Origin of the sequence: Rhodococcus sp. IEGM 1302, from assembly GCF_030056935.1 — a bacterium.
Classification (GTDB): Bacteria; Actinomycetota; Actinomycetes; order Mycobacteriales; family Mycobacteriaceae; genus Rhodococcus_F; species Rhodococcus_F qingshengii.
Map to the genome: position 1 here is coordinate 49,577 of NZ_JASHKY010000027.1, position 12,471 is coordinate 62,047.

Below are 12,471 nucleotides of genomic sequence, written 5' to 3' on the forward strand. Positions count from 1 at the left end.
CGCCACGAGCGATCGGGTAATGCGTAGTCCCGGCCCGCTGGTACCGGATCCTGATTTCGGCCCGACCGACAGATTGCGCGGCTGGATCGTCACCGCTTTCGTCACCGCTATCGCGGCGATCACACGCTTCACGATGCTCGCCTACCCGACCGACGCCGGCACACCTGTCTTCGACGAGAAGCACTACGTTCCGCAGGGCTGGCAAGTTCTGACCGGTGGCGGCATCGAAGACAATCCCGGTTACGGATTGGTGGTACACCCGCCGATCGGTAAGCAGATGATCGCGATCGGCGAAGCACTCTTCGGTTACAACGGTTGGGGGTGGCGATTCTCGTCGGCCCTGGTCGGGACACTGATGGTCTTGCTGATCATCCGGATCGTGCGCCGCATGACGCGCTCCACGCTGATCGGCGCGATTGCCGGAATCCTGCTCATCGTCGACGGCGTCACCTTCGTCTCCTCACGCCTGGGGATGCTCGACATCTTCCTGGCTTTCTTCGTCCTCGCTGCTCTCGGATGCCTGGTGGTCGATCGCGACCAAGTCCGCGAACGGATGGCGAAGGTATACGAAGAGGGCCGAATCGGCGACTCTGCCTGGGGTCCGCGGCTGGGTTTCCGGTGGTGGAGGTTCGGCGCCGGCATCCTGCTCGGCCTGGCCTGCGGCACCAAGTGGTCCGGCATGTACTTCATTCTGTTCTTCGGATTGCTCAGTGTTGCCTTCGACCTGTCAGCGCGCCGCGCCTACCGCGTGCAGCGCCCATGGGTCGGCACTGCATTTCGCGACATCGGGCCGGCTCTGTATGCGTTGGTGATCATTCCGCTCGGTGTGTACCTCGCGAGCTACTGGGCCTGGTTCACCAGCGAGACCGGCGTCGACCGTCACGCCGTCGGGAACGAGATCGGTGAGGGTGGCACATGGAGCTTCATTCCCTCCGCACTGCGTTCACTCTGGTACTACAGCGGAAACGTTCTCCAGTTCCACGCCGGTCTGACCAACTCCGCCGGAAACCACCACCCGTGGGAGTCGAAACCGTGGACGTGGCCGATGGGGCTACGACCGATGCTCTACTACTACGCCGACGGCGAGCAGGTCACCGGTTGCGGGGCCGCCAGCTGCGTCAAGGCCGTGATGCTGATCGGCACACCGGCGATGTGGTGGCTGGCCCTACCGATGTTGGCGTGGGCGATCTGGCAGACGTTCGTGCGCAGGGACTGGCGATACGCCGTGGTCCTGACCGGCTACGGTGCCGCTTACCTCCCGTGGTTCGCGACGCTCGACCGCCAGATGTACTACTTCTACGCAGTTGCACTCGCCCCGTTCATGGTCATGGGATTTGCGCTGGTCCTCGGCGATGTACTGGGCAAGGCGAGCGCGTCCGTCGAGCGTCGTACCACCGGACTTCTGGCAGTCAGTCTGTACATCGGTCTGGTCGTGGCCAACTTCGTCTACCTCTGGCCGATACTCACCGCCATGCCGATCACGCCGGAATCGTGGCAGAACCATCTGTGGTTGCCCAGCTGGAAATAACCGGACGACAAAAGGGGCACCGAACCGCAGTTCGGTGCCCCTTCACGGTTCAAGTCCTACTCCGCTCAAGTCCTACTCCACTGACTTACCCACACGGCGTCCTCGGCGCGGGCGTAGGAGAGCACGTTTCTGCTCCTTCGCCGCAATGATGATCGGGTCGTGCGAAAGATCCTTGTACAGCGAGAAGCACAATCCGATCATGACCAGCACGAACGGCGCCGCAGCGATGATCGTCATGGTCTGCAAGCCGTCGAGCGCTTCGGAACCACCGGTCCACAGCAGAAGCGCCGCGACGCCACCGGTCAACATGCCCCAGAACACCACGACCCAGCGACTCGGTTCGAGCGTTCCGCGCTGCGAGAGCGTCCCCATCACCATCGACGCAGCGTCGGCGCCGGAGACGAAGAACACTGCGACGAGCAGCATGACCAGGACAGTCGTCACTCCGGCCAACGGCAGATTGTCGAGCATGCCGAACAGTTGAGCCTCTTCCGAGCCTCGGCCGGACAAGCCGATTCCGTCGCGTTCCTCGCCGATGCCTGCGCCGCCGAAGATCGCGAACCAGAGCAAGCTGACAGTCGTGGGAACGGCGATGACGCCGACGATGAACTGGCGGATCGTGCGGCCGCGGCTGATGCGGGCCAGGAACATGCCGACGAACGGCGTCCAGGACACCCACCATGCCCAGTAGAAGATCGTCCACGACGAAAGCCACGCGCCGGTTTCAGGATTCGACGATGCACCCGTGCGGGCCGACATCTGGGCGAGGTCGGAAACGTATGCACCAATGGTCGTCGGGAGCAGATTGAGAATCAGCACGGTCGGCCCGAGAACGAACACGAACAGGGCCAAGATCAATGCGAGCACCATGTTGATGTTGGAGAGCCACTGAATTCCCTTGGCCACACCGGAAACTGCCGAAGCGACGAACGCCAGGGTCAGTACCGCAACGATGGCCACGAGCAGGAATACGCCGGCTTCTTCCATCCAGCCGACTACCTCGAAACCGGAGCCGATCTGAAGTGCGCCGAGCCCCAAAGATGCTGCGGTGCCGAAAAGTGTCGCAAAGATTGCCAGGATGTCGATGACCTTGCCGATCGGCCCTTCGGCTTTGCGACCGAGCAACGGGATGAAGGCCGAACTGAACAGTTGCTTGCGTCCTCGGCGATACGACCCGTACGCAATGGCAAGGCCCACAACGGCATACATCGCCCAAGGATGAAGACCCCAGTGAAACATGGTGGTAGCCATGGCAGTTCCGACGCCACCGTCGGTGCCGGGAGGCGGAGTCACGTAGTGCGCAAGCGGCTCCGCGACACCGAAGAACATCAGGCCGATGCCCATGCCGGCACTGAACATCATGGCGATCCAGCTGACGGTTCGGAACTCGGGCTTCTCACCGTCTTTGCCCAGCGGAATGTCGCCGAATCGACTGACAGCGAGGTAGATGGAAAACAGCACGAAAGCAGAAGCTGCGAGTACGAAGAGCCAGCCGATGTTCGTCACCAACCAGCCGAGAACACTTCCGGTTACCGAGTTCAGGTTGTCGGGAGCTACGAGACCCCACACGACAATAGCCAGCACCGCTGCGGCCGCCACGGAAAACACCACGTAGTCGGTCCGAACGCCTACCCGAGTAAAGCCCGTCTCCGGGCGCTCTTCGTTGGCCCCGGAATCTTGTTCGGATCGATCAGATTTCGTCACCATAGATGACTACGTTCGTCACTTTGTGGGCCAAAAGCAAGCTGGAAGGCGGGCTCAACAGCCGTTGAACCCGCCTTCTCACCCCGATCAAGCTGGGGTTTTAACCCAACCGTTGCCCTTGCCGATCAATCCGTCGATGCTGATGCGTCCTGCGCCGATAACAGCGATCAAGAGCGAACCGACACCGAGTGCGACGACGAGTTCATAGCCGCCGTTGTCTATGAAGACGCCCTTGTCGGCGTGCACGATGAAGAACGCGCCGACCATGTCGAGGAACAGCAGTGCGCCGACGAGCGGGGTCAGCAGACCCGCGATGAGCAGGATGCCGCCACCGAGTTCGATGGATGCTGCCAGAACTGCAGAAATCTTGGGGAGCGGGGCGCCCATCCCTTCGAATGCGGCCTGCGTTCCGGCGATCTTGTAGGTGAAGAACTTCTGCCAACCGTGGGCGATGAAGATGATCCCGAGGCCGACACGGGCGATGAGGAGTCCGAGGTCACGAGCAATCGACGAATTCATGAGCCAAGACTGACAGCTTTAAGTTGAAGCGTCAACTTAATCAATGTGTCACGCACCTCTCAATGCCGACTCCACCATGGCGACGATCTCAGTGTCGGAGTACCCGAGCGAGCGGACCTTATGCGCAAACGCGGTCGCCGCCTGCTCCGCCTGCGCCTGCACCGGATCGGTCCCCGAAGCGATGAACGTCCCTTGCTTTCCCCTCGTCTCGATCACGCCCTGATCGCTGAGCGCGCGATAAGCCTTCGCGACGGTGTTGGCCGCCAATCCCAGCTCCGAGGCCAATGCACGCACCGTCGGGATCTTGGTTCCCGCAATCAATCCGCCGCCGTGAACCTGCTCGATAATCTGTTGCCGCAGTTGGTCGTACGGAGCTGTGGAGGAATCGTGTTCGATCGCGATCTTCATCGTCACCCTCGTCGTATCTTCTCGGTCACAGCATCTTCTCTCTCACAAACCCTCGATCGCTTCGCGGATCGTATGCGGGCCGGAGGTCAGAACCAATATCTTGCCGACACTGGACGGCGCGTCGATGAGCGCTTCGATCACTGCGGCGACATCTGCACGAGGCACAGAGCCTCGATCGACGGGTGGCTCTGCAAGAAGGACTTCACCGGTGGGGTCGTCGTCTGTCAGAAGTCCTGGCCGAAGAATCGTCCAATCCAGCGAAGTCCTTGTCTTCAGGTCTTCCTCCGCTGCCGTCTTCGCCCGCAGGTAGGCGGCAAAAATCTCGTCGGTGTTCTCCGGTATTTCGTCACCAGCACCCATGGCGCTGATCTGAATGAACCGACGCACTCCCGCTTTCTCGGCGGCATCGGCCAACAGCACCGCCGCAGCTCGGTCTACGGAGTCCTTCCGCTCGATCGAGCTACCAGGTCCGGCGCCCGCGGCGAAGACCGCGACGTCGGCACCGTCGAGTACCTTCGCAACTTCCTCGACCGTGGAGGATTCCAGATCGATCACCACGGGGAACGCGCCGAGTGTGCGGACCGCACCCTCGTGCGCGGAGTTGCGGATCAGCGCTACCGGCCGATCACCATGTCCTGCCAGCAGGTACGTCAGGTGCTGCGCGATCTTGCCGTGCCCACCGGCAATGACCACGCGCCGTTCGTCCACACTTCGATGTTCCGTCATCGTTTTCTCCTCACAAGTCGGTACTTCAAGTGCAGCGCGCCGGAGGTGTCCGTTGTTCCCCTGTTTGTCCCACGAGTTCGGACACAGAGGCAGAATGACGGACATGGCATCTGCAACCATCTTCCACAATCAACGGTGCAACACGTCGCGGACTGTTCTCGGACTTATCCGCGACGCCGGCATCGAACCGACCATTGTGAAGTACCTCGATACTCCGCCTACCCGATCCGAGCTGGAAAAACTCCTCGCCGACGCCGGCCTCGAGCCCAGCCAAGCCGTTCGCAAGCGCGAAACGCAGTACAAGGAACTCGGGCTCGCCGATGCATCCGAATCCGAGATCCTCGACGCGATGATCGAGCACCCGATTCTGATCGAACGCCCGTTCGTGGTCACCGACAAAGGCACCGTCCTCGCGCGGCCTGCAGCCAAGGTGGAAGAAATTCTCTGACAGCGTCGACGGCTTACAGCGGATCGCGGGCGATCGGGCAGGACATGCACCGAGGACCACCTCGGCCGGACCCCAGTTCCGAACCCGCGATTCGCAAAACCTCGATACCCGAGGCCTCCAGCCTGGCGTTCGTTTCGACGTTGCGCTCGTAAGCGACGACGACGCCAGGCTCGACGGCGAGGGTGTTGTTTCCGTCGTCCCACTGCTCACGCTCGGCAGTCACCGTGTCGAGTCCGGTGTCGATCACACGCAGTTTTCCGATTCCCATGGCGTCGGCCGCCGCTTCGAGGAACGGCGTCGCACCGCGAATACTCACCCCGTCGTCTTCCTTGCGCAGAGTGAACGCCGCCAGGGTGTCCTGAATGGCCGGATACATGACGACCGCGTCGGCCTCGACCATGGTGCAGACCGTGTCGAGATGCATCGACGCTCGGCGTTGCTCGATCGGAACAACCAACACCGTGTGGGCGAGGCCGTCGTCGAACACGCTACGCGCCAATGCTTCTGCTCCGGCGGGTGACGTACGTTCACCGACACCGATTGCGATCACCCCCGGCGCGAGAAGCAGCACGTCACCTCCCTCGACAGGAGCCGTGTGCGACTCGTACGCGCGGCGCACGCCTTTGAATCGAGGGTGATGTGCGTAGACGAGATCCGTTATCGAGGATTCGCGAGCTCGCGCTGACAACGCCAAGGACGTGATGATGACCCGTGGCCCGACCCAGAACGACGAATCACGGGTGAAGAGCAAGTTGGGCAACGGGTCGATCACGAAGTCACCGCCGTGATGCATCCTGCGCACCAACGAGGTCGAGTCGGCATCGATCGGCAATTCGTCGAACGTCATTCCTGCAGTAAGGATCGACGAAAGCTCCTTCGGCTCCACCTTTCGCAGGTAGGCGGCCAGGTGTTGCCCGAGCGCGTGGCCGATCTTGCGTGCGTCCACGGCGGCCGCGATTCCCTGGATCCTCGCTGCGCCACTGACCTCGAGCGCCTCGGTGAGGAGATCGGACAAAAGCAGTACCTCGACGCCGCGCTCACGAAGGACGGTCGCAAACTGATCGTGTTCTTCCTGCGCGCGGTCCACCCACGGCAACGCGTCGAACAGCAGCTCGTCGTTGTTGCGCGGAGTCAATCGTTTCAACTCGTCGCCAGGACGATGAAGAATGACCGATCGCAATCGGCCCACCTCGGAATCGACACCGAGGGGGACGGAGCCAGAAGCGTTCATGAGTGAACACTAATCCCGTAGGCCCCACCCAGCAGGGACAAGCAGCTGTCGTACTGGTCCGCGTAACGTCTGATCCGACGCAGGCGAGAGGACCAGGCAATGAGTAGTACGGATCAGGCGGCGCTGAACGGCGCCGGAATCGAGAGGTTCACCGGGCGCTGGGTCGGCGCTGGAGCCGGACATTTCCCCACCATCGACGACTTCGAGTACTCCGAGGAGATCGAGTTCGCGCCCACCCCGAAACCGTTTCTCACCTACTCGTCGCGCACTCGTGGGCTCCCCGACGGACGACCGCTTCACATGGAATCGGGATACCTGCGCCCAACACCGGGTGGTGAGCTCGAATTGCTGGTCAGCCAGCCCACCGGATTCGTCGAGATCCATCGCGGCACCCTCGACTCCGAAGGCACTCTCGCCTTGACCCGTCTCACGCTCGCAGCATCACCCGACGCAAAACCGGTTCACGACGTCCGGCGAGTCATGCGCGTTCAGGGCGACACGCTGACATACGACTTGTGGATGGCGCACGGTGACACCCCGCTGACACATCATCTCCACGCCACCCTCCACCGGGCGACGGACCGGTAGTCGCCATGGAGATGCCGTCGTGGAAGGCAAAGGAACTCACGCCCGGCCAGCTCTCCGAGCGCAGCGGTGTCGCCGTCTCGGCCCTGCATTTCTACGAACGAGAAGGCCTCATCGTCAGTCGCCGGACCAGCGGAAACCAGCGCCGATACCAACGAGACACGCTTCGACGCGTCGCCTTCATCAGAATCTCGCAACGCGTCGGCATTCCGCTGTCGGAAATCAGAGAGGCCCTCGGCACACTTCCTGAAGGCCGTACCCCGAACCGCGCAGATTGGGAAAGATTGTCGACCGGGTGGCGGCGCCACCTCGATCTACGCATCGAGCAACTGGAACGTCTACGGGACAACCTCACCGGTTGCATCGGTTGCGGGTGCCTCTCGTTGGAGGGGTGCGCCCTCGCCAACCCGCACGATCAACTCGCATCCGCCGGCCCGGGTGCGCGCGTTCTGGAAGTAGATTTCGGTGCAGACTCAGGCGAGAAATGACTCGACGGCGTCCCGATCGCGCCCCAACAAGTCCTCGACGGTCTTCTTCAGCAACTTCTCGATCTGGCCGCCGATGATCGGCATCTTCACCTCAGCCGTTCCGTCGACGACCAACCGCGTGCAGGACTCGGCGGCGGTGAGATCGAGCGTCGTCTCGATTCGGATCGGCAGTCCCCGCGCGATTCCGGTGACCGACCCTGCTGCACGCCCGTCCGACAGAGGTCCCCACCGATCGACCCGTTTCAGACCGAGCCGACTCGGCGCAACCTTGGCGACCAGGCTCGGGAGGGAGGCGGAGTCGATTTCCTCGGACACGGATACTTCGATCGATCCGTCTCGAACTTCGATGTCCGAGGTGGCATAAAGGTCTCCGAGTCTGCCTTTCCAATAATTCGGGTCGGTCAAAGTTCGATGCACGTCGTCGATCGGATATTTGAATTCGATATCGAAGTGAAAACTCTTCGGCATGACTTTGGTCCCTATTCGACTAGATAAAAGTCCCGGCGGAGTTAACGCTCATCGCTTGAGCAATTTACTGAACTGGTCGTTCGCTTTTTGCATCACGAACTCGTAAGGCAGGGCGAATTTGCGCGCCCACCAGTATCCGAATCGGATGTCATTGGACGTATATACGAGGTACGTATTCTTCTCGATTCCCCGCAGAATGCACGACGCCACCTTCTCCGGGGAGACAGCACGCGCCTCGAACCGGTGCGTGAGTTTTTCGACCCGCGGGTCGTTCCTGTCGATACCCGCTATTTCCACGGTCCCCACCAATGGCGTCTTCACCCCACCCGGCACAACCAGACTGACCCCGATTCCGTGCCGCTTCAGATCGAATCGCAGCACCTCGGACACCCCGCGAAGGCCGAACTTGCTCGCACTGTAGGCGGCGTGCCACGGCAGGGCCAAAAGTCCGGCAGCCGAAGACACGTTGACCAGGTGTCCACCCTTGCCGGCACGAATCATGGGTGGAACAAACGTCTCCATGACATGTATCGGCCCCATCAGGTTGACGTCCACCATGGACTTCCAATGCCGATGTTCGAGGTTCTCGATAGTTCCCCACGCTGAAATGCCGGCGATATTCATGACGACATCCATCGCAGAGAATTGAGTGTGAATCTCGGTACCGAATTTCACGACCTCGTCGTAGTCCGAGATATCGAGTGCCTTCGCCATGCTGACCGTGCCGCCGCCGGCGCCGACCATCGCGACCGTCTCTTCCAATCCGACGCTGTTGATATCGGTGAGAAACAATTCGGCGCCGACCTCTGATGCACGCAGCGCAGTTGCACGTCCAATTCCACTACCGGCGCCGGTGATCAGGCATTTCTTGCCGTCGAGCGACCTTACAGACATGGATGAACACTCCCCCGCACTCGTACTGTGGACATGCGGGAAAGTCTACGCACGCACGGTGCGGCCGCCCTGAAACACGCAAGACGACCTGCGGGGCACGGCCGTACTCCGCGCAAACACCGCACAGAGACGACCGCAGCGAGCACTAGAGACGCTGCATCATCTGCTCTTGATAGCCCTTGACCGTACGGTCGAGTTCTTCCGCCGCTACATCGTCCCCACGCTTGCGTGCGTCGTGGGCTCGATCCTGAATTTCACGGATTGCGCGGCGCAATTCATCATCGCTCATCGTGTGTTTCATGTCACAATTCTGCACCCACTCGGAGGGTTTAGCTAGCACAGATCGCAATCCGGCAAACCGTTCAAGGTTCAACCCCGAGGTGATCCGCATGACATCGCAACCAGCCACCCTGATCGCGACCCCAAACCTTCAAACATCGCTTGAACTGCAGTTTTTCAATCGAAATAGTTGTGAAAAACCAGGCTAACGCATAGCTAATATCGCCAAAACGGGTAAAAGGTTTGATATTGGGCAGATTGGCCAAGTACTGGAAGGTTCGAATAGCGCAGTCGTAGCTGCACATTTCCGTGTGGCGGAAACTCAATGTGCGCTGAGACATAGCTGAGCACTCATTGGCCGGACGAATCGAATCTCGGACACATTTGACAACTAGTCCACTAAACAGACTACGGTGAGCTACCGATCGGTTATCCGCGTGATACCGTAGGATTCACTGAACGGACAATTGCTAGCTAGAGAGGATTACGGGGCGGTTCACAATGGCTGACTTTGCAGAACGATTGAACAAACTGTTCGACAGTGTTCATCCTCCGGGGCGCAAACCCCATACCAACGCCGAGGTTGCGGCAGCGCTCATCGAAGACGGCCATCAGATCTCCAAGCCGTACATCTCGCAGCTCCGCTCGGGACAGCGCACCAACCCCTCAGACGAGACAGTCGCAGCCTTCGCCCGGTTCTTCAAGGTGAAGCCCGACTACTTCTTCAACGACATCTACGCAGCCAAGATCGATCACGATCTCGAACTGCTCTCACAGCTCCAAGGCTACGGGCTTCGCCGCCTCTCGAGCCGTGCATTCGACCTCTCGGAAGAATCGCAGAATCTACTCACCACGATGGCTGAAAAGCTCCGCGCGAGTGAAGGTTTGCCAGAGGTTCCGCCTGACGCGTCACGCTGATGTGACCGTGCTGAAGCACTGACTCGATCTCGAGCACTGCAATGACATGGAGTAGGTCGACTACGAACGTCGACCTACTTTTGTCGTTTCATCGAGTTCTTTCGCCAACAACAACACCCATCGGCGCGCCGACATCTTCTCAGGAGGCGCAATCCACCTGGTGTCCAACACATCCGAGGCCAAGGGATCGGCGATCCACCCCGCCAAAATCCCCGCGTGTGCAGTGACGGCCCGCGGCGGTTCCTGACCACCGACGTCGAACATCCCGGCGCCGGACTGGATGTACATCGCATCCATGATCTGCGCGATCATGTCCGATGCCCGCAGCACAGACGTACTCCCGGCGCTGTCCGCGTCGACTACCTCGGGGAATCGCTTGACGAGAAGCGCGTGCATCCGCCGCAGCCGGTACAGATCTCGTCGCGCACGTAACCAGGTCTCGAGAAGCACCCACGTGATGCCCAGCGCAATCAGAACACTCGAGGCAGCGATGAACCACACCCCTGCGCCCGTCCAGATATCCGATTCGAGTGCGCCGGTGCCACCGATCGATTCGACAAGCATCACGACGACCACGACGAGCAGGATCGACGAACCGGTCACGATCAACGCGATTCCGCGCCCCAACGGCGCCCACGCAACGTGCCGTAGCCCCGTCGAAATGACAAGGGACAGAGCGACGATGATAAAGATCAGAGCCGGCGCCGGGTAGCCGAAGAGAACCGCGATCGCCACCAGGAGCCCCACCGAGTACAGCACGGTGGCGAGGCCGCGCATAGCCGGACGTGACATCACCGGCCACGCAGACACGGCGCCGACTGCACTGGCCGCAGACAACGCTGTCCACAAGACGATGACGATCATCGCGGCGGCATGCTGCTCCGGCGCAATGCGATCGACGATGTCCCATACCGCCGGCACCATGACCGTCGACGACAATGCGACCGAGAAGCCTGCAAAGACCATCGACATTCGCAACGGCGTCGCGGTGCGCGCGACAACTCGACCCAGTCTCGCGCCGGCTGCAACCCAGACGAGAAGGGCCACAGCCCAAAAGATCATCCGATCGCCTCGTCGTACCGCAACACCGACAGCGGTGTCCCACGGCCACTCATCGTTCGCAGACGCATGATCAACATCGACGCGAACGTCTCGGCTTCCCACTCCGCGATGTCGTCCATCGGCACGGGTTCGTTGCGCCGCAGAGAACGTTGACTCAACATGTAGGCGATCAAATCGTCACTGACCTCGAGCGTCGCCTCGGCGATCTCGGCACCCTCGTGGCGAAACACTATGTGCCCCAACTCATGTGCCAGAGTCCGCTCGACATTGGGTAGTCCGGGAGCCAAAACGATGACGTCGTGGTCGTCGTAGGCCCGGCGCTGACCGCACACTCCGGTGGCGAGAGGGGTTTCCAGATCGATCTCGATCGGGCGCCCACGCTCGCGGGCGACTGTCTGCACCACCGTCAGCAGTGACACTGCCTCCGACGACGCTGCTGCGTCGCATACGGCATCCACCGCGGCCAGAACGCGGCGATGTGAACGTCTGTCCGGCACGACTCACGCACCTCCCTGTGATCCGGGTGCCAGGAATTCGGCACGCGCGGCAGCCAATCGTGCCTTCTGCAGCGATGCTCCGCGGAAAGTCAGTGCTCCCGCACCGGCCGCTACCACTGCCATTCCGCCTACACCGCCGGCGACGGCGGCGGCGTTGAGAATCGGCGGAAGCCCTTGAGTGAACGCCGTCGGAAATGCCTGCGGGTTGTCAGTCGGAGCCGCGACGTTCGGAACGTTCGACGGTACCTGCGGAGCTACGGGTGCGGGTGCGGCCAGAACCTCGGGTGCGGAAGGGGCTGCGACTGCGCCCGGCGCAGCGTTTGCCGGTCCACCGGCAGAGGGTGCAGGCGCTCCGCCGCCCGCTGACGGTCCCTGCGGATCAGACGGTCCAGCCGGCGGAGCCGCTACCGCGGACGACTGCTCGGAACTCGGCTGCGATTCGGAAGCAGACTGTGTCTCGGAGGGTGCTTGGCTCGAAGGACTCTCGGTCTGCGAAGTTGCGTTGGTCGCAGAAGTTGCGTTGGTCGCAGAAGTTGCGTTGGTCGCGGGAGAAGCGCTGCTGCTCGGACGTTGCGACGCCGAAGGGTTGGTCGTGGGCTCAGTCGTGGTCGTGGGCTCAGTCGTCGTGGGCTCAGTCGTCGTGGGCTCAGTCGTGGTCGTGGGCTCAGTCGTCGTGGTCGGCTCAGTCGTGGTCGTCGGCTCAGTCGTCGTGGTCG

Annotated in this window: 16 protein-coding genes; 5 read left to right on the top strand and 11 right to left on the bottom strand. The window is 61.4% G+C overall.

Annotation, left to right across the window (positions count from 1 at the left end; genetic code table 11):
- Positions 1–19 precede the first annotated feature (19 nt).
- Positions 20–1,528, top strand: a complete 1,509-nt coding sequence (locus QM609_RS24835; RefSeq protein WP_050654501.1) for a dolichyl-phosphate-mannose--protein mannosyltransferase — start codon at positions 20–22, stop codon at positions 1,526–1,528.
- Between the two features lie 72 nt (positions 1,529–1,600).
- Here the strand turns inward: QM609_RS24835 and QM609_RS24840 are convergent, their stop codons facing one another.
- From QM609_RS24840 to QM609_RS24855, 4 genes are all read right to left on the bottom strand, one after another.
- Positions 1,601–3,235, bottom strand: a complete 1,635-nt coding sequence (locus QM609_RS24840; protein WP_003946258.1) for a BCCT family transporter — start codon at positions 3,233–3,235, stop codon at positions 1,601–1,603.
- Positions 3,236–3,319: 84 nt separating this feature from the next.
- Complete coding sequence (locus QM609_RS24845) at positions 3,320–3,751, bottom strand: DoxX family protein (RefSeq protein WP_003946228.1); 432 nt, start codon at positions 3,749–3,751, stop codon at positions 3,320–3,322.
- Positions 3,752–3,799: 48 nt separating this feature from the next.
- On the bottom strand, positions 3,800–4,159 hold the full coding sequence (locus QM609_RS24850; RefSeq protein WP_003946225.1) for a GntR family transcriptional regulator: 360 nt from the start codon (positions 4,157–4,159) through the stop codon (positions 3,800–3,802).
- 42 nt (positions 4,160–4,201) lie between these two features.
- Entirely contained in the window at positions 4,202–4,885 is a 684-nt protein-coding gene (locus tag QM609_RS24855) for an SDR family oxidoreductase (RefSeq protein ID WP_050654500.1), read from the bottom strand.
- 94 nt (positions 4,886–4,979) lie between these two features.
- On the opposite strand from QM609_RS24855, the gene arsC reads away from it, so the two are divergent.
- Entirely contained in the window at positions 4,980–5,333 is a 354-nt protein-coding gene (gene arsC, locus QM609_RS24860; protein WP_003946209.1) for an arsenate reductase (glutaredoxin), read from the top strand.
- Between the two features lie 13 nt (positions 5,334–5,346).
- Here the strand turns inward: arsC and arcA are convergent, their stop codons facing one another.
- Positions 5,347–6,564 carry an arginine deiminase gene (gene arcA, locus QM609_RS24865; RefSeq protein WP_003946210.1) on the bottom strand — a complete coding sequence of 406 codons (1,218 nt, stop codon included), beginning with the start codon at positions 6,562–6,564 and terminating at the stop codon, positions 5,347–5,349.
- A gap of 99 nt (positions 6,565–6,663) precedes the next feature.
- On the opposite strand from arcA, the gene QM609_RS24870 reads away from it, so the two are divergent.
- Positions 6,664–7,152, top strand: coding sequence for a heme-binding beta-barrel domain-containing protein (locus tag QM609_RS24870; RefSeq protein ID WP_003946270.1), 489 nt, complete (start codon positions 6,664–6,666; stop codon positions 7,150–7,152).
- Positions 7,153–7,157: 5 nt separating this feature from the next.
- Positions 7,158–7,637, top strand: coding sequence for a redox-sensitive transcriptional activator SoxR (soxR, locus tag QM609_RS24875; RefSeq protein WP_050654499.1), 480 nt, complete (start codon positions 7,158–7,160; stop codon positions 7,635–7,637).
- Here soxR and QM609_RS24880 read toward each other — a convergent pair.
- From QM609_RS24880 to QM609_RS24890, 3 genes are all read right to left on the bottom strand, one after another.
- Positions 7,623–8,105 carry a DUF2505 domain-containing protein gene (locus tag QM609_RS24880; RefSeq protein WP_030536322.1) on the bottom strand — a complete coding sequence of 161 codons (483 nt, stop codon included), beginning with the start codon at positions 8,103–8,105 and terminating at the stop codon, positions 7,623–7,625. The genes soxR and QM609_RS24880 overlap by 15 nt on opposite strands.
- Positions 8,106–8,153: 48 nt before the next feature.
- Entirely contained in the window at positions 8,154–8,999 is an 846-nt protein-coding gene (locus tag QM609_RS24885) for an SDR family oxidoreductase (RefSeq protein WP_050654498.1), read from the bottom strand.
- Between the two features lie 145 nt (positions 9,000–9,144).
- Positions 9,145–9,300 (bottom strand): hypothetical protein, encoded by a 156-nt coding sequence (locus QM609_RS24890; protein ID WP_003946253.1) that lies wholly within the window; start codon positions 9,298–9,300, stop codon positions 9,145–9,147.
- A gap of 479 nt (positions 9,301–9,779) precedes the next feature.
- On the opposite strand from QM609_RS24890, the gene QM609_RS24895 reads away from it, so the two are divergent.
- Entirely contained in the window at positions 9,780–10,196 is a 417-nt protein-coding gene (locus tag QM609_RS24895) for a helix-turn-helix domain-containing protein (RefSeq protein WP_003946231.1), read from the top strand.
- Positions 10,197–10,256: 60 nt separating this feature from the next.
- On the opposite strand, the gene QM609_RS24900 is transcribed toward QM609_RS24895, so the two are convergent.
- The 3 genes from QM609_RS24900 to QM609_RS24910 form a co-directional block, all read right to left on the bottom strand.
- On the bottom strand, positions 10,257–11,258 hold the full coding sequence (locus QM609_RS24900) for a hypothetical protein (RefSeq protein ID WP_003946245.1): 1,002 nt from the start codon (positions 11,256–11,258) through the stop codon (positions 10,257–10,259).
- The gene (locus tag QM609_RS24905) at positions 11,255–11,755 is read right to left on the bottom strand and encodes an ImmA/IrrE family metallo-endopeptidase (protein WP_003946241.1); all 501 of its coding nucleotides are present in this window, start codon (positions 11,753–11,755) and stop codon (positions 11,255–11,257) included. The genes QM609_RS24900 and QM609_RS24905 overlap by 4 nt, the downstream gene beginning before the upstream one ends.
- 3 nt (positions 11,756–11,758) lie before the next feature.
- Positions 11,759–12,471 (bottom strand): hypothetical protein (locus QM609_RS24910; protein ID WP_283337590.1); only part of this gene is annotated, 713 nt, incomplete at its 5' end.